This window comes from Microcystis sp. M061S2 (assembly GCF_020245605.1).
Taxonomy (GTDB): Bacteria; Cyanobacteriota; Cyanobacteriia; order Cyanobacteriales; family Microcystaceae; genus Microcystis.
In genome coordinates, this window is record NZ_JADBUP010000091.1 from 22,054 (window position 1) to 42,928 (window position 20,875).

At 42.9% G+C, this 20,875-nt stretch carries 17 protein-coding genes; 10 read left to right on the top strand and 7 right to left on the bottom strand.

Translation table 11 applies throughout. From position 1 onward, the window contains the following. Window positions 1–399: 399 nt before the first annotated feature. Both IM475_RS15955 and IM475_RS15960 read left to right on the top strand, forming a co-directional pair. On the top strand, window positions 400–1,077 hold the full coding sequence (locus tag IM475_RS15955) for a C40 family peptidase (RefSeq protein ID WP_287728219.1): 678 nt from the start codon (window positions 400–402) through the stop codon (window positions 1,075–1,077). Window positions 1,078–1,235: 158 nt separating this feature from the next. After that, entirely contained in the window at window positions 1,236–4,340 is a 3,105-nt protein-coding gene (locus IM475_RS15960; RefSeq protein WP_287728221.1) for an efflux RND transporter permease subunit, read from the top strand. 697 nt (window positions 4,341–5,037) lie between these two features. On the opposite strand, the gene IM475_RS15965 is transcribed toward IM475_RS15960, so the two are convergent. From IM475_RS15965 to IM475_RS15975, 3 genes are all read right to left on the bottom strand, one after another. Further along, entirely contained in the window at window positions 5,038–7,407 is a 2,370-nt protein-coding gene (locus IM475_RS15965; RefSeq protein ID WP_287728222.1) for an endonuclease MutS2, read from the bottom strand. Window positions 7,408–7,745: 338 nt separating this feature from the next. Further along, window positions 7,746–8,147 carry a photosystem II protein Psb27 gene (gene psb27 / locus IM475_RS15970; protein ID WP_002783154.1) on the bottom strand — a complete coding sequence of 134 codons (402 nt, stop codon included), beginning with the start codon at window positions 8,145–8,147 and terminating at the stop codon, window positions 7,746–7,748. Between the two features lie 361 nt (window positions 8,148–8,508). Next, window positions 8,509–9,873 (bottom strand): sensor histidine kinase, encoded by a 1,365-nt coding sequence (locus IM475_RS15975; RefSeq protein ID WP_287728223.1) that lies wholly within the window; start codon window positions 9,871–9,873, stop codon window positions 8,509–8,511. Window positions 9,874–9,918: 45 nt separating this feature from the next. Between IM475_RS15975 and IM475_RS15980 the strand changes: the two genes are divergently transcribed. From IM475_RS15980 to IM475_RS15995, 4 genes are all read left to right on the top strand, one after another. After that, complete coding sequence (locus IM475_RS15980; protein ID WP_002801205.1) at window positions 9,919–10,611, top strand: response regulator transcription factor; 693 nt, start codon at window positions 9,919–9,921, stop codon at window positions 10,609–10,611. A gap of 170 nt (window positions 10,612–10,781) precedes the next feature. Further along, entirely contained in the window at window positions 10,782–11,084 is a 303-nt protein-coding gene (locus tag IM475_RS15985) for a hypothetical protein (RefSeq protein WP_287728225.1), read from the top strand. A 444-nt stretch (window positions 11,085–11,528) separates the two neighbouring features. Further along, entirely contained in the window at window positions 11,529–13,112 is a 1,584-nt protein-coding gene (locus tag IM475_RS15990; RefSeq protein ID WP_287728227.1) for a pentapeptide repeat-containing protein, read from the top strand. Between the two features lie 5 nt (window positions 13,113–13,117). Next, entirely contained in the window at window positions 13,118–13,822 is a 705-nt protein-coding gene (locus IM475_RS15995) for a hypothetical protein (protein WP_287728228.1), read from the top strand. 6 nt (window positions 13,823–13,828) lie between these two features. Here IM475_RS15995 and IM475_RS16000 read toward each other — a convergent pair whose 3' ends face one another. Next, window positions 13,829–14,401 (bottom strand): L,D-transpeptidase, encoded by a 573-nt coding sequence (locus tag IM475_RS16000; RefSeq protein ID WP_072319544.1) that lies wholly within the window; start codon window positions 14,399–14,401, stop codon window positions 13,829–13,831. Between the two features lie 15 nt (window positions 14,402–14,416). Continuing rightward, on the bottom strand, window positions 14,417–14,617 hold the full coding sequence (locus IM475_RS16005; RefSeq protein WP_287728229.1) for an ATP-binding protein: 201 nt from the start codon (window positions 14,615–14,617) through the stop codon (window positions 14,417–14,419). A 21-nt stretch (window positions 14,618–14,638) separates the two neighbouring features. On the opposite strand from IM475_RS16005, the gene IM475_RS16010 reads away from it, so the two are divergent. Next, window positions 14,639–15,202, top strand: coding sequence for a Uma2 family endonuclease (locus IM475_RS16010; RefSeq protein WP_287728231.1), 564 nt, complete (start codon window positions 14,639–14,641; stop codon window positions 15,200–15,202). Window positions 15,203–15,347: 145 nt separating this feature from the next. Here IM475_RS16010 and IM475_RS16015 read toward each other — a convergent pair whose 3' ends face one another. Beyond that, window positions 15,348–16,007 (bottom strand): SDR family oxidoreductase, encoded by a 660-nt coding sequence (locus IM475_RS16015; RefSeq protein ID WP_287728232.1) that lies wholly within the window; start codon window positions 16,005–16,007, stop codon window positions 15,348–15,350. A gap of 124 nt (window positions 16,008–16,131) precedes the next feature. Between IM475_RS16015 and IM475_RS16020 the strand changes: the two genes are divergently transcribed. The 3 genes from IM475_RS16020 to IM475_RS16030 all read left to right on the top strand — a co-directional run bounded on the left by IM475_RS16020 (window position 16,132) and on the right by IM475_RS16030 (window position 19,958). Next, window positions 16,132–16,836: a DUF1997 domain-containing protein gene (locus tag IM475_RS16020; RefSeq protein WP_287728233.1), complete on the top strand. Its 705-nt coding sequence runs from the start codon at window positions 16,132–16,134 to the stop codon at window positions 16,834–16,836. A 152-nt stretch (window positions 16,837–16,988) separates the two neighbouring features. Then, window positions 16,989–18,782, top strand: a complete 1,794-nt coding sequence (gene typA / locus IM475_RS16025; protein ID WP_002796752.1) for a translational GTPase TypA — start codon at window positions 16,989–16,991, stop codon at window positions 18,780–18,782. 204 nt (window positions 18,783–18,986) lie between these two features. Further along, the gene (locus IM475_RS16030) at window positions 18,987–19,958 is read left to right on the top strand and encodes a ribose-phosphate pyrophosphokinase (RefSeq protein WP_172456653.1); all 972 of its coding nucleotides are present in this window, start codon (window positions 18,987–18,989) and stop codon (window positions 19,956–19,958) included. A gap of 53 nt (window positions 19,959–20,011) precedes the next feature. On the opposite strand, the gene lepB is transcribed toward IM475_RS16030, so the two are convergent. Continuing rightward, window positions 20,012–20,614: a signal peptidase I gene (gene lepB / locus IM475_RS16035; RefSeq protein WP_287728235.1), complete on the bottom strand. Its 603-nt coding sequence runs from the start codon at window positions 20,612–20,614 to the stop codon at window positions 20,012–20,014. Window positions 20,615–20,875 lie beyond the last annotated feature (261 nt).

The window sequence follows — 20,875 nt, forward strand, 5'->3', positions numbered from 1 at the left end:
AAATTGTTGTTAGGGTTAGGGATCAGTAGCCAGTAGCCAGTAGTCAGGAGAGTTAAGATAGAAGATAGATTTTGCCTTCGATCCCCCCTTAATCCCCCCTTGATAAGGGGGGTATCTGACAATTTTTAACACCTACCTACTTAATAGTCAATTAAATACTCTATTTACCGATTTTATGCCATTTAATCCTTATTTTTGCGGTTTTTGAACCCTGAAAAGTTAATTAGGCAAGAGGAATTTGAGGGATTCAGTTCGGTTATAGATTATATCTGTAACCAAGAATTAAGAGAGGTGGAAACTTGAAGATAACAGAACTAAGGTTATTCTCCTTGTTTTTATTCCTTAGCTTTTGGCTAGTCTGGCAGTTTTTTTTGTCAATATAATTCCGATCTATTTTTTATGAAAATCATCTCTCTTACCCCATCATCCACCCAAGAATATCTCTGTAAAAGAGACTTAAATCTCTACAATTCTCCCAGTTGTCAAGAGTTAGCTACCCAAGCACAACAGGGAAGACAATTAAAATTTATTTCCCTAGAAATTACCGAAAAAGGGCTACAAATTCAGCTAAGGGAAGATAATTATTTAGCTTGGTTATGCGGAGAAGATTTAGATGCAATTGCGGTGGCCACCACAGCTTATCAAAAAATTCCTCTAACTCGTTCAGACATAGAAAAACATATTCCTGAGATTATCACTTTTACTCAGGAAGCAAGGAACCGTACCAATCATTATCTCTGGGGTGGAACCCTTGCACCTAATTACGATTGTTCAGGATTAATCCAGGCTGCTTTTGCCACTTTTGGCATTTGGTTGCCGAGGGATTCCTATCAACAGGAGGCTTTTTGTCAAAAAATAAACCGAGAGGAATTACTACCGGGAGATTTAATTTTCTTTGGTGATAAAAGAGTTAATCATGTGGCTTTATATCTAGGGAATAATCAATATATCCACAGTTCAGGAAAAGAAACAGGTAACAATGGTATCGCTATAAATCTCCTCACCGATGATCAGGATAGCGTTAGTCGTCATTATTATCAAAAATTATGGAGTTTCGGTCGAGTTATGCACAATTAATCAGTTATCAGTGGTAATTATGAATTATGAATTATGAATTATGAATTATGAAGTGGGAAGAATAGATAAAAATAATCTCCTGACTCCTGACTCCTAACTCCTAACTCCTGACTCCTAACTCCTGTCTCCTGTCTCCTCACTCTCCCCCATAGATAATCATGTTAGAAAACATCTCCCTAAGCGGTCTATCAATTCGTCGTCACATAGGAGTATTGACGTTAACTATAGCAGTTATCATCATCGGTCTTTTTTTTCTAAATCGTTTACAAGTAGATTTGCTTCCTTCTATCACTTATCCCCGCATTAGTTTAAGGATGAATGTCCCTGGAGTGTCCCCGGAAGTCATTCTCGAAGAAGTAACTAAACCCCTAGAAGAAGGAATGAGTGCCACCGAGGGAGTAGTGCAAGTTTATTCAGAAACTCGCGAGGGGAGGATGCGAGTAGATTTATTTTTTCAACCGGGGGGAGATTTAAATGTCGCTTTAAACGAAGCTACCGAAAGTTTTAATCGTGTCCGACAAAATTTACCCGATATTATTGAGGAACCGCGCTTAAACAAATTTGAACCCTCTCGTTTACCCGTCTATGAATTCGCTCTCGTTTCCGATACCCTACCCCTAAAAGATTTAAGATTATTTGCTGATGAAGAATTAGGGAGAGAATTGGGGTTTGTGGAAGGAGTGGCAGTGGTGGACGTGATTGGGGGAGTTAGAGAAGAAATTCAAGTTAATATTGACCTGCAGCGATTACAATCTTTAGGAGTGGGATTAAATCAGGTTTTAGACACCCTAAAAAGACGCAATCAGGACATCTCTGGGGGCCGACTAGAGGGAGAAACCGGGGAACCTTTAACCCGCGCGGTGGGGAAATTTAAAAACGTAGCGGATATCCAAGATTTAGCACTGACCGATAGTAATAATCCCGAAGAAAAAATCTATCTGCGGGATGTGGCCAGAGTTATCGATGGGATAGAAGAACAAAGAATTTTTGTCACCCTAAATGGAAAAAATGCCGTGAGGGTTAGCGTCCAAAAACAACCGAATGCGAACACGATTGCTGTGGTAGAAGGGGTCAAAAAACGCATTACAGAATTAAAAAAATCCGGGTTAATGACCGGGGGAATACAAGTAGTCACCACTACCGATGAGTCTGTATTTATCCAAAACGCGGTCAATAACGTGATTTCTTCGGGACTAGCGGGGACAATTTTAGCAGGATTGACTGTATTCGTCTTTCTCGGTTCCCTGCGACAGACTTTTATCATTACCCTAGCGATTCCTCTTTCTACCCTCGTCGCAATTATCTGTATGAAGTTATTTGGGTTATCGATAAATGTGTTTAGTTTGGGAGGATTGGCCCTAGGGGTGGGCATCGTGGTGGATAATTCCATTGTCATGCTGGAAAATATTGCCCTTAAAGTTAATCAAAACCAAAATAAGCGAGATTTTTTAGAAATTGCCCGGAATAGCAGCCAAGAGGTAGAATCTGCTTTAGTGGCCTCCACTGCGACTAATCTCGTTTCTATCCTGCCATTTTTACTACTGGGTGGTTTTATTTCCCTGCTGTTTAACGAGATTATCCTCACTATCAGTTTTGCTGTGGCCGCTTCTCTCCTCTGTGCGTTAACCGTTGTTCCCATGTTGGCCAGTCGTTTGTTAAATATGCGGGTTTCTAGTGGTATTCAGCGATTTTGGCTCTTAAGAGTCTTTAGTCAACGTCTAGAAGGTTTAACCATCCTCTACGGTCGTTTTTTAGCTAAAATCATCCACTACAGAATACCTGTTATCCTGCTGGCCTTTTTAATTTTAGGGGGAAGTAGTTTCTATCTCTGGCAATATATCCCCCAGGAAGTCTTTAGTCGTATTCAAACCGGACAGGTGAACGTTTTTGCTCAATTTCCCCCTGGTACCAATTTAAATACTAACCGTCAGGTGATGCGGGAAGTAGAAAAGATTCTATTATCACAGCCGGAAACTGAGTATGTTTTTACTACCAGTGGCGGTTCTCTTTTTGGCACAACTACCAATGAAAATATTTTGCGCGCTTCTAGTACGATTAGTCTCAAAAAAGGCACTAATACGGAAGCCTATATCGAACGCATGAGCAAAGCACTAGAGCAATTAAACCTCGTTAACGTGCGTTTGCGTCTCACCCCCGGTCAAGTGCGCGGTATTATTCTTAATAACTCTCCCTCTGTCGGTGCCGATGTGGATGTGATGTTACAGGGACGAGATGGGAAAACTCTAGAGCAAGCTGGTGAAGAAATCCTCGGTATTCTCGATGAAAAAGTCCCTAGTGCGCGTTTTCGTGCCGATGCTGACCCCAGACAACCAGAAATTCAGATTAAACCCGATTGGACACGCTTAAATAGTTTGGGATTGAGTACCCTGGAAGTGGGACAAACGCTACGGACCGCTATTCAAGGATCGATCCCCACCCAACTGCAACGGGGAGAAAGATTAATCGATATCCGGGTGCAATTAGACCCCAACTCGCGGCAAAAAATTAGTGACATATCACAAATACCTATTTTTGTCAATAGACAAGAAGACTTAAAATTAGCAGATATAGCCCGGATTGAAGCGGGAAAAACCCCCGGGGTCATCCAGAGAATTAATCAGCGTCAAGTTTTTATTATTATCGGCAGTTTAGTCGAAGGGGCGAAATTAAGTGACGCACTCGCGGGAGTACAATCGGTTTTAAATTCCACTCCCTTACCCGATGGTATCAGCATTTTACCCAGTGCTGCCGCCACGTCTAATCAAGAAATTCAGGGTTCTTTGGGTTTATTAGCGGGTTTATCGGTATTTTTAGTCTTTGTGGTCATGGCCGTGCAGTATAACTCGCTCATAGACCCTTTGGTGATTATGTTAACCGTTCCTTTGGCCCTAGCGGGGGGAATTTTCGGACTATATTGGACAAAAACCCCGATTAATGCCATTGTCATCGTCGGGGTGGTGTTATTGGTGGGGATTGTGGTTAATAATGCGATTATTATGGTGGAATTAGCCAATCAATTGCGGCAAGAATTCGGTTTTACCCGGCTACAAGCTATTTTAAAGGCCGCTCCCCAACGTTTACGACCGATTTTAATGACTACCGTGACCACGGTTTTAGGTTTATTTCCCCTCGCTTTAGGATTGGGAGAGGGGGGAGAATTCCTGCAACCTTTAGGAATTGTCGTTTTTTCGGGTTTGTCTTTAGCAACGCTGTTAACTCTGTTTATTATTCCCTGTTTTTACGTTTTATTCTCTAAAAAATAATCTTCTTGGGAATTATGAATTATGAATTATGAATTATGAAGTGGGATAAAAATAATCTCTCGACTCCTGACTCGGAGAATACTGTCTCCTGAATACTGTCTCCCGACTCCCGACTCCCGACTCGGAGAATACTGTCTCCCGACTCGGAGAATACTGACTCCTGACTCGGAGAATACTGTCTCCTAACCCAATGTTGGCTAAAGATAAGCAAAAATTATTGATTGACTCCAAAAACTTGAGAATATTTAAATTAACATTCCGCAATATTTATAAATTCTTAAGAATTAATTGAGAAAGATTTTTATTTAACAACGATGTTACGCTGGTTACAGCGATTTGATAGAATTTCATAATGGGTTATTTTATGCTTTTTTAGGCAGCAATGGCTGAAACCCTTGCCACACCTAGAAGGTGATCCTAATTAAGACGGGTAAATCAGTCAATTTCACCCACAACGATGATCTTTTTTTTGTGTAGTTTTATTGCAAAGAAAAAGTTTTTTTGACAAAAACCACAAAGTATGATATATGACCAACGTATTTCTGGCTGCCAGTAGTTATTGTAGAGAAGGGAGCAGGGAAGTATTTTCAGTGATCAGTAAACAGTGAACTGAAAACTCGCATCTGATAACTGATAACTGATAACTGATAACTGACTCCTGGCCCCTAACCCGACAAAAAACTTTTTGCCGCAAACCCTAAGTTAAATAAGCGATAGTTACCCCCGAACCGCCCTCATTTTGGGGTGCTAATTGAAAGCGTTTTACCTGGGGATGACGGGATAAAAAATCGTGAACACCCTGACGTAATTTCCCCGTACCTTTACCGTGAATAATCCATAATATGCCCGATGGGGTGGCGCGGGTGATCGCCTGTTCGATATCCGTTTCTGACTCTGCCACCCTGGAACCGCGAATATCGACAGTATTATTAGCAGTACGAATTAAAGGAGTCTCCTGGGGTTTTGTGGGAGTTTGGGGCAAATTTTTGGCAGGTTTTGGCGCAGTTTCCACTTTTTGACCATCCAAAGACTCAATCTGGTCTAAGGGTAGGGTCATCTTCATCATACCGAAACGCAGGGAAATCTCCTCTGATTCCGGTGAAATTGCTAAAACTTCGGCAGTTTGTCCCAAATTGGGCAAGCGTACCCTTTCCCCCACTTGCGGACGATAATTAACCTTAGTTTTTTCCGTTTTTGGTAATAACCTTTCTGCGATCGCAGTTAATTCCTCTGTGGCTTTTTGGGCATCTTTACCGGTTTTTGTTCCCGCTTGCAATCGACGAATAACATCATTAATCTCTGCTTTTGCCGATAATAAAGCTTTTTGTATCTCCTGCTCCTGATAACGCTTTAATTCTCGCTCTCTCTCCTGTAGAGAATTGGCCCGCGTGGACACCTCTGTATAAAATTTCTCCGTTTGTTGGAGTAATTGACTAGCTTCTTGAGCTTTTGACTCCTGTTCCCGTCTTTGCGCTTCCAAACCGGCAATTACTTGATTTATCTCCTCCGATAACCCCCCCAGATGATTTCTCGCTTCGGCCACAATTTCGGGACTTAATCCCAAACGCTGGGCAATAGTTAAAGCATTAGAACGCCCCGGAATGCCCCATAATAGTCGATAAGTGGGGGAAAGAGTGCGATCATCAAACTCTACCGAGGCATTTTCAAAGCGAGAATCTCGATACTTTAACGCTTTTAATTCCCCGTAGTGAGTGGTAGCCACCGTCAGTAAACTATGATCAGCGAGGTATTGTAAAATAGCGATCGCTAAAGGACTTCCCTCGGCCGGATCCGTACCTGCTCCCACCTCATCGAGTAAAACCAAGGAACGAGAATTTAAAGCCGCTAAAATGCGGACAATCCGGCGAATGTGACCCGAAAAAGTCGATAAACTCTGTTGCAAAGACTGTTCATCCCCGATATCGGCTAAAACCTGATCGAACCAGGGTATCTCTACCGGTTCCCGCGCTGGAATAAACAGGCCCGCTTTCGCCATTAAAGCCGCTAATCCGAGGGTTTTTAAAGTAACGGTTTTTCCGCCGGTATTTGGTCCGGTGATGGCAACAACGCGAATTTCTGGGGTAATCTGCACATTTATTGGTACGACCTCCCCCCCCTGTTCGTGGTGTTTTTGCCACCAGAGCAAAGGATGACGCAAATTCCGTAAAGTAATCGTTTCTGAACCATCGATAAAGTGGGGGGGATTACCCTCTAACCATAAACTGTAACGGGCCCTGGCGGTGGCCAGATCGAGCCTAGTAGCGATCGCTAGTAAATATTCTAAGTCCTCAAAGGCTTCGGCGATCAGATTACTTAACTGCCGCAGGATTTTTTCTTCTTCGATTTGTTCCTGACGACGATATTGCCGCAGTTGATTGCCTTGGTCAACGATAGAGTGAGGTTCAATGTAAAAAGTCGCCCCTGTGCTGGAAGTATCGTGAATTATCCCCGGTATTTGCTCTTTTTGCGCTGCTTTGACGGGAATCACCCAGCGCTCGCTTCTTTGGGTAATGACCGCTTCTTGGATGGCACCGCCCTGTTTTTGCATGATATCCTGTAATTTGCGGTAAATTCGCTCTCTAATCACCTTCATTTGTCCCCGAATTTCGCGTAATTGGGGACTAGCGCGATCGGATATCCGGCCATCTTCATCGATACAACGGTGTATTTCCTGTTCTATCTCTGGATAGGTGCGAATTTCGGCTACTAACTCTTTTAAAACCGGTATATCTTCCTGTTCGTCAATTAAACGCCGTAAACGTCGCACTCCGGCCAAAGTCGTGGCAATATTTAAAAGTTCCTGTCCCGATAATAACCCCCCCAGATGCGCTCTTTCTAGGGCATCGCCGATGTCGCTAATCCCATCAAAGGAAAGACGACTATCTAATTTTTGTTCTAAACTATAAACTTCTTTGGTTTGGCAGAGTAGGTTTAAACTTTCCTCTTTGCTTTCTGGTAAGGGCAATTGACGAATCGCGATCGCACCTAGTTTAGTCGCTGCAAAAGTAGCTAGGTGTTGACATAGCCGCGGCCATTCCAATAATTCTAGGGTTTCGTCTTGAATCAATTTTGTAGTTTTTTATAATACGCTTTGTATTTCTAGTCTAACCGGATTTGGCCCGATTTTTACAGGAGTCATTTCAGTCAACAGTAATCAGTCATCAGTAATCAGGGAAAAGACAGCACTGTTACTCGCACCTAATACCTGTCACTTAACAATCCCACCAATCTGTTGACCATCTAAATTACTCGTTAAGACTGCACTGGAGTGCCGGAGTTGGAAGCAGGGAGAGGAAGTTCGAGCATTTGTACTAAAATTTTTAATACGCAGTTTAAATTCAGTACAGCTTATAATATTAGGTCGAGTTCTACTGATAACTGATAACTGATCACTGATAACTGTATCTAAATTCCTTTCTGGAGAGAGAATTGCACCTGTTTAAATTCTTGTTTTAAACGTTGTTTGAGTTTGTCGGGGATGGGACGGGAACCGTAGGCGGTATAATAACCAGCTAGAGAGTTTAAGGCTGTTTGCATAGTAGTGAAAGAACGCAAACCCCCGGATTTTTTATCTCGTCGGTAGAGGGAGATGTAATCGTTGATTTGTTCCTTTGCTTGCGACTCAACTGCCGCTTTATTCGGGTCATCTTTGACTAAATCAAGGGCTGTGGTTAAAGTTTCAATCACCGTCAGGGTATCTTTTCCGTAATTGCCGGTTAACCCCGAACTACTAGAACAACCCATCAATCCGATGACCAGGACGAGAACCAAAGCTAATAAGCGAGAAATGTAAGGTTTTAGAGACATATTTTCAACACCATAAGTTAATCCCAAGTCACCTTATCCTATCAGGAAACTGTGACCAGTTCCCCATGAGAGTCAACTGGCTGCAAAAATCAGGGGTCAAACAGGGGGCAAAGAGCCAAAATATAGGCTTTTTTGGCGGCAAAAGCCCTATTTTTGCCCAAAACTTAGATGCCATTAACCCGAAGTGAGTTGATTTTGGACTAATTCCGGCCGCGATAAGGCACTGGTTACGGTTTCAGGGTCGATCGAGATTGGACTTTGCGATCGATTGATCTAGAAGATAAAAATTCTTCGTTGCTTTCGTCCTGTTTTGAAAGAAAGAAAGTTACATTTTGTAATCTTTGGGCTGCTCAAGCTGGAACTAGGGTGAAATGGGCAGTTTGACGGTAAAGCTTGTTCCCTTATCCACTTGGCTGTCTAGGGCGATTTCGCCGCGGTGGAGTTCGACGCATTTTTTAACCACTGCTAACCCCAATCCCGTGCCGATAATATTTTCCACATTCTGACCCCGATAAAAGGGTTCATAGATCTTACCTCTATCTTCCTCGGCAATGCCGATCCCGTGATCCCGGACTTGAAAAACAATGCGATCGCTATCTTTCCACAAAATCAAACTAATCCCTGCTCCCGTGGGGGAATATTTAATCGCATTTAAGAGTAAATTACTTAAAATCGAGTAGAGCAGTTTCTCATCTAGATAAGGACGGATCATCAATCCCTGACTGACAAATTTAATCGGGGTATTATTTTTATTGATAAATTGAAAATCTTCGACTAAATTTAAACAAAAAGCTTCAATATCGAGCGGCTCTAACTGACAACTGAGATTTCCAGACTCTGCCCTTGTTAAAATCAAAATATCTGTTAAGAATTGATTCATTAGCTTGACAGAAGACTGGATTCTATATAGGTTTTTTCTGCTCGACTTATCTGCATCTTTTAAACCATTTTCTAATAACTGCGAGGCAGAAAAAATAACGGTTAAAGGGGTTCTAAACTCATGGGATATCATGGAAAAAAGCTGAATTTTTAGATCAAAAAGTTCTTTTTCCTGTAGTAATAATCGGTGAATTTCCTCACTTTTTTGTCGCCGTTTCTCTTGCCAAAAAACTAAAAAATAAACTCCGCAAATAATCCCAAAACTGATAAAAGTTCCCAGTAACCCCAACAGAGAATTTTCGCGGATACTATCCCTAGAACTAGCGATGCTACTTCTTAAATTCCTTTTCTGACTAGCTTGTAAATAGGTAAGAAGATTTTGAAACTTATCCCGGATATCGACACTTTTAACCGTGATTGCATTTTGAGAAATATCATCGGATCGATCGGATTTATAGGTGGCGATCGATTGATTAAATAGAGCAATTCGCCGATACATTAAATCCCCGATCTCAGTCACCATTTCCTGCTCGAAATCTGTGCCGTTTTCTAATTGTTTAGCCAGGAGTTGCCAGTTAGATTTCATCAAAGCGATCGCCCGACGATGACGGCTTAATTCCCTAGGGCTGCCAGTTTTGATATAATCCCGTCTTCCCGATTCGGCCACCGCCATGTTAGCGTAAAGATTAGCGAGATTATCGATGATCTCGTAGGTAACTTCCACCTCAGCAGCGCGCTGACGCAGGACGAGGGTATTGCGATAGGAAACTAGGCTAATAGTTCCCATCAATAAGACAGTTAGCCCGAAACCTCCCGCGATCCATTTTCCTTGTTTGAGCCAATTCATCAGGAGTTAACCGACGCTATTTCCAGCTTACTCTATCTCTAGACCATGCGAATTTTAGTAGTAGAAGATGATATGCAACTAGCCGAGATTTTGCGAGAGGCCTTGAGCGAGCGACAATACGTTGTCGATGTGGCTAGAGACGGAGAAGAAGGCTGGAATTGGCTAGAATTAGGCAAATATGACCTTTTAGTTCTCGATGTCACCCTGCCCAAATTAAGCGGAACTTTGCTCTGTCAACGTCTGCGACGAGCGGAATCCCATCATCCCGTCTCTGCTAATGCCACCGTTCCCGTCCTATTATTAACCGCAAGGGATACGGTAATCGATAAAATTGACGGATTAGACGCAGGGGCCGATGATTATGTCACTAAACCCTTCGATTTGGGCGAATTAATGGCGCGGATTCGGGCCTTGATCCGACGCGGCAGCAGCACCAGCAGTGTTTTATTATCTTGGGGGGGTTTGCAGTTAAATCCCAGTACCCACGAGGCTAGTTATAACGGTCAATTTCTTTCCCTCACCCCCAAGGAATTCGCTCTCTTAGAATTACTTGTTACCCATGGGCGCCGGGTCTTAAGTCGATCGGGTATTATTGAGCGAGTTTGGTCTTTGGACGATTCTCCGGCCGAGGAAACCGTTACTTCCCATATTCGCGGTCTTCGTCACAAGCTAAAATCCCTCGGTGCGCCGGAAGACTTTATTGAAACCGTTCACGGTCTTGGTTATCGTTTAAAGTAATATCTGCCTTGGGACAGTAGACAAAATCATTTCTGCACGAAATCTGCACGAAGTTTGCAGCGGGGTTCCATAATCACCCGTTAAATTAGAAAGTTAGACAGGTGCAGGGCTTCTAGACAATCAGAGCGGTCAAACCTGTGACTCTCCTCTCCTAAAAGGGGCTGCTTGAAATGATTTATACGCGATTTGACTATCACGGCTGGCAGATTGAATTGATCCTAGAAATGCAGGGTTATTCTTTTCAATGTTGGCGAGTGGATGGCAGGGAAGGAATTAGCGATTGCCTAGTTTATGCCACCTCTGAACAAGCTTTAGCGGCTGCCCGACACCGGGCGGATCTAGAGTCCGCTTGTCTTGCTCTACTGCGATTTCTCAATGATATCGGCGGCCGGAATTATTATCTCAGCCGCGATGATCGCGATGCTCTTAGCCAGTCAATTTTAGAATATGCCCGTCTAGGTGATGTTTTCTAATTTCTTCCCCAGAAGTTTTCCCCCCATTGAGAATCATTCTCGCTCCAATTTATTGAGGGTTGGCTGAATATTTGGACTTCCCCGTTGACAAAAGGCAATAATACCATTTTTCTAAAGTAATAGCAGAGATGGTTAATTACCCTCACAACCAACCCCTCTCCCAAAAAGGGAAAGGCGTGTAGGATGCCTGCCACAAATAAAGAAAAATGGGATGAGCAACTCACATAAAGTTCATTTTGTCAAGGATTGTTAAGAAGTGCTTACCCTGATTGACTTAGCTGTTCAAATAGTTTTATATATAAAGATAAGGGCTGACCTAGCGATGTCTTTTAGTTGCGGAACTTAAGCACCTCATAAAGTTGTTCCTCCTGCCAACCCGCTATCTAATTCGGACTCCTTGTACAGCAAGTCTTTCATGGGTTTTCTGCACCACTGAGGATATTTATGACAGCTTCAGAAATCGCACGATTAATTATACGCATTGAAGAAACCGTTAATCCAGATAGTGAATATTACGGCAAGCTTGTCAAATGGTGGGAACAAGATAGGGAACTTTGGCATTACGGAATTGGCTTATCAAATACACACTTCTTTAACATAGGAACGATAGAAGCTAAGGAACTGCAAATACTAAAACGACATGATATTATCGAACATGATATTATCGAACATCGCAATCTTGATATCAGAGGAGTTCCTGGGATTTATTCGCCCTTCGAAAGTGATGAGATTATTGAACGACTAAAGTATTCCTTAAGATGGTTGAATGATTTGCCAAAAAATTCATCGAAAAAAAAAATAAATGGCAAAGCTCTGGCTTTTCTGATATTCACTGATGACGAAGCTGGAACAGACAAAGATAGTGAACCAATTGATATAGATTTTGCCAGCTATCTGAAGCAGCAATCACCGCAACTTAAACATAATATAATTAGAGATTTCTTCGAGAAAGGAAAAAATTGGGTATATATATTCTTGGCTATATTTTGGTTTTTGATAGTCGTTGCCATTGCTTTGATAAGCGGTGAATTTGGAAGTTATCAACCCTGGATAAAATGGTTGGGGGCGTTAATCTCGCTTAGTATATTGCTTGTAATCATCATATCAAACTGGATATCAAATTTTAAATGGTCTGGCTTCCAGAAAAAAAGTTTCTGGGATTGGTTACAATTATTGATTGTCCCTTCGATGTTAGCTTTTGGTGCTTTCTATTTAAGTTATGCTTCTGAAACTAGAGACAAGCAAATAGCTAAGGATGGAGAACAGCAAGAACTTTTAAAAGATTATTTTTCCAAAATGCAAACTTTAATTGTAGAGACAAAAAAATCAAAAGATTCTCAACCAAAAATTGTAGAGACAAAAAAATCAGTAGAGACAACAAAATCAAAAGATTCTCAACCAAATCCAGATGGAGCGCCATTGTTACCAGAGTTTATCCCTATCGCCGAAGCGTTAACCTTCGCTGTTTTAGATCAATTAGATGGAAAACGTAAGGGTAAGGTCATCACTTATCTAGCTGATTCAAAATTAATAACTGCGAACATCAAAGATAAAGATTCCAAACCAGTAATTGACTTAAAAAACGCTAATCTCAAAGAAATAGAAATAGATAACCTTGACATGAATGGGCAACTAATTGATAAAGATACTATACAGGGAGTAATAATCAGAGGTGCTGATATGACAAATGCTAATTTAAAGAAGGTATACTTAACATATTCAGACCTAACGGGATCAGATTTGAGTAATGCTACTCTGACAACTGTTGATTTGACTGGTGCTAAAATGGAAAGTGTAAAACTCATCGAGACTGATATTAAAGATATAACAATTTCGCCACAGACTGATTTAAATAATGCGTGTTATCTTGAAGGACAAGAACCTCAAGTTCAACAAAATAACAAAGACAAATCTTCAAAATTGTCATTATTGCAACTATTAAAAAATAACAACAATGACTCAAAAATGCTGCCCATTAAATCTGGGGAAGATTGTAAACGACCATTATCCGAAGACGAAAAAGGCTAAAAGCTATGCAATATTACTACCGTTTTATCCTGACTATTTTAACGTTAAGTATAAGTTTTGCTGACTTAGCATCTTCTCAAAATAAATCTAATAATCCTTCCTTTGGGGTTGTTTATAGTTCAGATAGAGACATTCAACAAGCAAAATGGGAAACAGATCAACTTGCGGGAAGATTGTCTCAATATCAAAACCAAGCCAAGTTATTTAAACGGAGAAACTGGTATGTCGGTGTTATTGTATTTCCCAGTGAATCAGATGCTAAGGAATCTCTACCGATAATCGAGGATACATATTCTCGAGGCTCTTTTTTCGTTAATCTTCAAGAGTGGTGTCGTCCCGACTGGAATAAAAATACAGAAGTATTAAAAGGTGTAAGTTATTATGACTGTAGGAGAGGAGAAATTATACTGGGTAGAACTGGAGCAATTATAACTAATAAATTTAGTACGATCAAGGATGCTAAATCCGATCTAGAAAAGCTCAAAAAAAATCCCTTTCAAAAACAACAGCACAATTTAACAATTTTTAAGCGCGGAGATTCTTATTTTACAGCCGTGATTAATTACGCTAATAAAGAGGAGGCTAAGAAAAACATACCGAATGGCAAAAAATTTCGTGATGTCGATATTAAAGATTGGTGTAACCCTGGTGGTGATCCTAAAAGTGGTTATCTTACAAAAGATGATTACATACAATGTCAAAACAAGTAATATCAATTACTGAATATTAACTTCGAGATATTGAGGTCGATAAGTACGAACGTAATTCAACACCTGGTCGAGATCCGCTCGGTTGGTCAGGGCGATACACCCTGATGTGCCGTCTTCGCCATTGGGTTTTTCAAAGGACGGATCGTAGTGAATGCCCAAAGCTGAACGATGAGTCCGAAACAAAGGCTGTATGGGGAGGAAACGATCTCCTGCTTCTGGAATTGTTCCTGGAACAGGCTCTCTGGCTACCCGATATTTCCCGTCTGGCAAGGGTGCTTCTGTCCCGGCTTGATGGCGATTATAATTCTGAGTATGCGCCCGTCCGGCGACGGTCATGTAAGCGGCGATTAACTGCCCGTTACCGTAAAGGCTGAGTTGGTAAAGTGGATTGCCTAGCTTATTGGTCAATCCTGTGGGGGTTAGTGTCATGTAATTGTCCTGCGTAGTTGAGGCCGTTTCAGGACTACAGACAACGAAAGCGAGACACAGGAGAAAAAGCAGCGCTAATTGCTTAAGCGGATTTGGGCCGCGACAACGATTCTTGAAAAATTCCGCCATATCGTTTAAAACTTTGAGCATATAATGATTTTATTTTCAAGCCAGTTTCGGTAATAGAATCCTGACAGTGGTTCCATTACTGGGGATAATAGCAATTTCGATCGAGCTACCGTGTAGTTCCACGCATTTCTGCGCTACCACCAAACCCAACCCTTTCCCAGGGAGGTGACGGACATTTTTATATAACTGTTTTTGATCTTCTCTGCTTGGAGAAATTGCGTTAAAATTAACGATCATAACGATCAATAAAAAATTTTTATGGTTGTAACTGTTAATAATTCCCTGACAATAAGGGAATTTCTGCAATTACCAGAAACTAAACCCCCCAAGGAATTTATTGACGGTCAAATTATTCCTAAACCCATGCCCCAGGGTAAACATAGCACCATTCAAGGTGATTTAGTTCCAGCTATTAACGCTAGTCTAAAACCCCAACGAATTGCCCGTGCCTATCCTGAATTGCGTTGTACTTTTGGCAGTCGTTCTCTAGTTCCTGATGTTTCAGTTTTTCTCTGGGAAAATATTCCCCGCGATGGCGAGGGAAAAGTATTAAATACTTTTGCGATCGCTCCTGACTGGTTGATTGAAATTCTCTCTCCCGATCAAAATCAGACTAAAGTTGTTAAAAATATCCTTTATTGTCTGGATCACGGCACTCAAATGGGTTGGTTAATCGACCCTGAAGAAGAAATTATCTTTGTTTATTTTAGTGATCGAACTATCGCTATTTTTGAATCAGAAAATGCTCTTTTACCCGTCCCCGCTTTTGCGACGAATTTTCAAATCACCCTCGGTCAATTATTTGACTGGTTAAGAGGTTAACGGATTATCAGTTACCAGTTATCAGTTACCAGTTATCAGATATGAGTTTTTAGTTTTCACATTTGGGTTATCAGTTCACTGATTACTGTTTGCTGTTTACTGATTACTGATCACTGATTACTGATCACTGATTACTGTTCACTGTTTAGCCGACACTTTGAAACAATTGTGACCAATCGAGATTGGGAGCATCTGAGGGAGCAACAATTTCGATAATTTTATTGTTAGCGGCGGGATAAAATAGGGATTCTACGCAAACCGAGGCCACTTTCGTGCGGGGAATACTGCCCTCAGATAGGGTATCGGCGGATGACATTTTAATGGCATTAAGATTATCCTCGTTTTTAAGGCCGCCGGGGCGCACGATCGTGTAGGTTAGTCCACTATTGATTAAATAGTCCTCCGCTTGTTTTTTCCAGAATAAAATTAACCAAAAGAGATTGAGGGGATGGAAAAAGTTCGACACACAGAGGGAAGTAACGAGAACAAAATGTTCGATTCCTTTCTTTTTGGCCGCATCGATGAGATTTTTAGTTCCCAAGTAGTCCACTAACAAAGGTTCCGTGGGATTAAAGCTCGGTCTGGCTCCCGTGGCGCATAGCAAAACGCTACAATCAGCGATGAGTGCCTCTAACTTATCGGCCTGTTGGACATCTCCGACGACGATTTCCACCCCTGCTGGCAAAATTTCCGCCGCTTTCTCGCGGTTTCTCACCAAAGCGCGTACGGGAATCTGACGTTCGACTAATTGGGCAACGATTCTCCGTCCCGTTTCCCCTGTGGCTCCTGCTACAAATGCTTTCATCGCTTCTTAACCAAATAGTTTTTAACAATACGTTACACTAATCTCAATTCTACAAATTTCCCCGATCCTTTGGCGGTTAATCCCCAAATTTTTCTAACACTATCATTTTCCAGGTTTATAAGTCATGCAGTGTCCCCCCATTAACTCCCTAGCTCGCGAATCTGTAGAAGTCAAAGAAGACAATCAATTTCTCGGTTTTCAAACCCATTTTGCCGGATCTATGGATATGTATAGCAATCAGGACACGGTTGCCGATTATCTCCGCGCTCACGAAGGTTGGTTTTGTCGTTGTGCCGAACCGATGAAAACTCTGCCCTTCGGTGACAATGGTTATATTATCACCATCGGTAAATATGGAGCTTTTGGCTATGAACTGGAGCCGAAAATCGCTGTGGTTCTCGATCTGCCGGTCAATGGAGTCTATCATACTCGCAGTGTCCCCATTCCCGATCAACGGTTTTTGGGCTATCTAGTGGATTATCAAGCAATTATGAAACTAGAGGAAATGCCGCTATCTTCTCCTAGTCAGGAAATTGAGGCAATTTTTCGGCAACAGGGACGGGATATTCCAGAGGTTATCACCCAAGTCACCTGGGAACTGCATATGGATGTTATGGTTAAGTTTCCCAAGTTTATTTATAAGATTCCCCGTCCCATTCTTCAAAAAACCGGCGATAAACTATTGACGCAAATTGTTCGCCAAGTTTCCCCCCGCTTAACCTACAAAGTTCAAGAGGATTTTCACTCTAGCTTCAATTTACCCCTACCCCCTGCCTCCAGTCGTCTTTTCTATCGTCTCGACTCCTGCGAGGGTGGGTTACTTGCCTAGGGTTTGGGGAGTCTGTCAACAGTAAGCAGTAGAGCTTGCTGATGGGAAACCAAGCAAAAATAAAGATTTGCTAACGGTGCTGGTCAGTCTAAGCTAGAATTATTAAGAAATGTTTACTTGTAAAAATAAACCTAAGACTACTTCAATATTTTATGTCTCTGCCTATCCGTAACGTTGCTATCATTGCTCACGTTGACCACGGGAAAACCACCCTCGTCGATGCACTCCTCAAACAGTCGGGAATCTTTCGAGAAGGGGAAGATGTACCCACCTGCGTCATGGATTCCAATGACCTCGAAAGAGAACGCGGTATCACCATTCTGGCCAAAAACACCGCCGTTCGTTACCAAGACACCCTGATTAACATCGTCGATACTCCCGGTCACGCCGACTTTGGTGGCGAAGTGGAACGGGTTTTAGGTATGGTGGACGGTTGTATCCTGATTGTCGATGCTAACGAGGGGCCGATGCCCCAAACCCGTTTTGTGCTGAAAAAAGCCCTAGAAAAGGGATTAAGACCAATTGTCGTCGTTAATAAAATCGATCGCCCTAACGTCGATCCTAACCTAGCCGTGGACAAAGTTTTCGATCTGTTTGTGGAACTGGGTGCCGATGACGACCAGTGTGATTTTACTACTCTGTTCGCTTCCGGGATGCAAGGATTCGCCAAAGAAAGCCTCGAAGATGAAGACAAAGATATGCAGCCCCTGTTTGAGGCGATTTTACACCACGTTCCACCACCGGCCGGGGACGTTAACAAACCCCTACAGCTGCAAGTAACCACCCTCGATTACTCGGAATACTTAGGACGCATCGTTATCGGCCGCATCCATAACGGCGTAATTAAAGCCGGTCAACAGGCTGCTTTAGTAAAGGATACGGGCGCGGTTGTCAAGGGTAAAATAACAAAACTTCTTGGTTTTGAAGGCCTTAAACGGGTGGAACTAAACGAGGCCAGCGCCGGTAATATCGTTGCTGTGGCCGGTTTTGCCGACGCTAACATCGGGGAAACGGTAACTTTAGCCGATGACCCGCAAGCTTTACCCCTAATTAAAGTCGATGAACCGACCCTACAAATGACCTTCTCGGTGAACGATTCTCCCTTCGCCGGTCAGGAAGGCACTTTTGTCACCTCGCGGCAAATTCGCGATCGTCTGATGCGAGAATTAGAAACTAACGTCGCCCTGCGGGTGGAAGAAAGTGATTCCGCCGAGAAATTCCTAGTTTCGGGACGGGGAGAACTGCATTTAGGTATTCTCATCGAAACCATGCGTCGGGAAGGCTACGAATTCCAAGTATCGCAGCCGCAGGTTATCTATCGGGAAATAAACGGTCAACCCTGCGAACCCTACGAATACCTCGTTTTAGATGTACCCGAAGAAGCGGTGGGTTCCAGTATCGAACGTCTCGGCCAACGGAAAGGGGAAATGCAGGATATGCAGACGGGCAGCAATGGCCGCACTCAATTGGAATTCGTGATTCCGGCCCGGGGTTTAATCGGTTTCCGGGGCGAATTTATCCGTCTCAGTCGCGGTGAGGGGATTATGAACCATAGTTTTCTCGAATATCGTCCTTTCTCCGGGGAATTAGCCACCCGTTACAATGGCGTGATTACTGCCTTTGAGGAAGGAGTCGCCACTTTCTACGCCCTCAAAAACGCCGAGGACCGGGGAGTATTTTTTATTACTCCTGGGACAAAAGTGTATAAAAACATGATTATCGGCGAAAGCAACCGGCCTCAGGACGTGGAGATCAATATCTGCAAAACTAAACAGTTAACTAACCATCGTTCCGCCACCGGGGATGAATTAGTTCAGTTACAATCCCCCGTGGATATGAGTCTCGAACGCGCCCTCGAATACATTGGACCAGATGAGTTGGTGGAAATTACCCCGAAATCGATCCGTCTGCGTAAATTACCGGTGAAAAAGTTAGCCAAACGTTAATCGGTTTTGACAAAATCCGGCGGCAATTTGGCCATGGCAATTGCCGCTAAAAGGGGCAGCAATGGCTCGAAGATGATCGGTAATTGGTTATGATTGAGATCTAACAAAGAAATCCACTCAGATTTTCAACAAAACTGAGATGATAGAAAAAAGTGCCTTGAGTTTGAGGGTAAAGAATCTGCTGTGAGCTATTCTGCTACTTTGATGCGACATCCGATGTTTCCCGCCGCGTCGGACAGCAATCGTCTTCGTCTCTTTTCGGGATCCGCTAATGTCTCTCTTGCCCAAGAGGTAGCCCGTTATCTGGGCATGGATGTGGGTCCGATGATTCGTAAACGTTTCGCCGATGGTGAATTGTACATCCAGATTCAGGAATCGATCCGGGGCTGTGATGTCTATTTAATTCAACCCTGTTGCAATCCCGTCAACGATCATTTGATGGAATTGTTGATCATGATTGATGCCTGTCGTCGTGCTTCTGCCCGACAAATTACCGCCGTAATTCCCTATTATGGTTATGCTCGCGCCGATCGCAAAACCGCCGGCCGGGAATCGATCGCTGCTAAACTGGTGGCTAATCTGATCACGGAAGCGGGGGCAAGTCGCGTGTTGGCCATGGATTTGCATTCGTCCCAAATTCAAGGTTATTTCGATATTCCCTTCGATCACGTTTACGGTTCCCCAGTGGTGGTGGACTATCTTCTCAGTAAACAATTACCCGATATCGTCGTCGTCTCTCCCGATGTAGGTGGGGTGGCCAGGGCGCGGGCTTTTGCCAAAAAACTCAGTGATGCTCCCCTAGCAATTATTGATAAACGCCGGCAAACCCATAATGTGGCGGAAGTGATGAACTTGATCGGCGATGTTAAGGATAAAACGGCGGTTTTAGTCGATGATATGATCGATACGGCTGGTACGATCGCTCAAGGGGCGCAGTTACTGAAAGCCAAGGGGGCGCGACAGGTTTATGCTTGTGCCACCCATCCGGTTTTTTCTGGTCCTGCGATCGAGCGTTTATCCAGTGGCATAGTCGAGGAAGTGATCGTTACTAACACGATTCCCGTCCCCCAAGAACATTTTTTCCCGCAACTGAAAGTCTTGCCGGTTGCCCCGATTCTGGGTGAGGCCATATGGCGCATCCATGAGGACAATTCCGTGAGTAATATGTTCAAATAGATGGCCGAATCCCCCTAGTTTTAGGGGGAATTTTTATATTTATTTTGTTGACATTAATTCTGATTTATGGCAGCGTCGGGGTTGTCAAGTCCTCCCAGACGATTGAAGGGCCAAAAACGCACCACGGCGCGACCGATTAAGTTTTCCCGGGGAACAAAGCCCCAAGCGTGGGAATCATAACTATTATTGCGATTATCACCCAAAACCAGATATTGATCGGGGGGAACTGTCACCGGTCCGTAAGTATAATTAGGTTCTTCGGCGATATACTTTTCCGCTAAAACTTTACCGTTGACGTGAACTAGACCGTTTTTGACTTCCACCTTATCCCCCGGCAGTCCAATCACCCGTTTAATAAAAGCATCCCGAAAATTTTGAGCTTTCAGAGCGGCTGTCGGACTAAAAACCACTATATCACCCCGTTCTGGCTTCTGAAAATGATAGCTAACTTTCTCGATAATTAGGCGATCATTAATCTGGAGAGTGGGTTCCATGGAAGAAGAGGGAATATAACGGGCCTCAGCCACAAAAGTGCGGATGCCAAAGGCCAAAATTCCAGCCGTGACAATGGTTTTAACTGCTTCTAGCCAAGGATTTTCTTGGGGTACGGGAGGGGGAGAAGGTTTTTCGGATTTATGGTTCAAGCTTTCAGCCATAGAATTTTAACTTTTGAGAAGGATTAAGCTAATACGCTCTTTAATTTTCTAGTTTAGTGATATTAACACCGTAGATAATATTTTAAGACAATCTCCCTACATCTACCGGATCACTGTTACTTTTTCAAGGCATCATTATGCCACCTAAAGGGGAATTTCCTCGGGGGTGGAGAACGGTAAGATTAGTCTATCAAAAAGGACAGTTTTTCGCCGCTATTAAAGGAAAAGCGTTAGAATTCAACAATTAGACACCTATCTCCC

What these genes read in the sequence shown, in the direction of transcription:
- IM475_RS15990 (WP_287728227.1), top strand. Translation starts at nt 11,529, where the DNA reads ATGACAGCTTCAGAAATCGCACGATTAATTATACGCATTGAAGAAACC.
- psb27 (WP_002783154.1), bottom strand. Translation starts at nt 8,147, where the DNA reads ATGTCTCTAAAACCTTACATTTCTCGCTTATTAGCTTTGGTTCTCGTC.
- IM475_RS16015 (WP_287728232.1), bottom strand. Translation starts at nt 16,007, where the DNA reads ATGAAAGCATTTGTAGCAGGAGCCACAGGGGAAACGGGACGGAGAATC.
- IM475_RS16005 (WP_287728229.1), bottom strand. Translation starts at nt 14,617, where the DNA reads ATGATCGTTAATTTTAACGCAATTTCTCCAAGCAGAGAAGATCAAAAA.
- IM475_RS15995 (WP_287728228.1), top strand. Translation starts at nt 13,118, where the DNA reads ATGCAATATTACTACCGTTTTATCCTGACTATTTTAACGTTAAGTATA.
- IM475_RS15985 (WP_287728225.1), top strand. Translation starts at nt 10,782, where the DNA reads ATGATTTATACGCGATTTGACTATCACGGCTGGCAGATTGAATTGATC.
- IM475_RS15955 (WP_287728219.1), top strand. Translation starts at nt 400, where the DNA reads ATGAAAATCATCTCTCTTACCCCATCATCCACCCAAGAATATCTCTGT.
- IM475_RS15980 (WP_002801205.1), top strand. Translation starts at nt 9,919, where the DNA reads ATGCGAATTTTAGTAGTAGAAGATGATATGCAACTAGCCGAGATTTTG.
- IM475_RS16020 (WP_287728233.1), top strand. Translation starts at nt 16,132, where the DNA reads ATGCAGTGTCCCCCCATTAACTCCCTAGCTCGCGAATCTGTAGAAGTC.
- IM475_RS15960 (WP_287728221.1), top strand. Translation starts at nt 1,236, where the DNA reads ATGTTAGAAAACATCTCCCTAAGCGGTCTATCAATTCGTCGTCACATA.
- IM475_RS15975 (WP_287728223.1), bottom strand. Translation starts at nt 9,873, where the DNA reads ATGAATTGGCTCAAACAAGGAAAATGGATCGCGGGAGGTTTCGGGCTA.
- typA (WP_002796752.1), top strand. Translation starts at nt 16,989, where the DNA reads ATGTCTCTGCCTATCCGTAACGTTGCTATCATTGCTCACGTTGACCAC.
- IM475_RS16010 (WP_287728231.1), top strand. Translation starts at nt 14,639, where the DNA reads ATGGTTGTAACTGTTAATAATTCCCTGACAATAAGGGAATTTCTGCAA.
- IM475_RS16000 (WP_072319544.1), bottom strand. Translation starts at nt 14,401, where the DNA reads ATGCTCAAAGTTTTAAACGATATGGCGGAATTTTTCAAGAATCGTTGT.
- lepB (WP_287728235.1), bottom strand. Translation starts at nt 20,614, where the DNA reads ATGGCTGAAAGCTTGAACCATAAATCCGAAAAACCTTCTCCCCCTCCC.
- IM475_RS16030 (WP_172456653.1), top strand. Translation starts at nt 18,987, where the DNA reads ATGCGACATCCGATGTTTCCCGCCGCGTCGGACAGCAATCGTCTTCGT.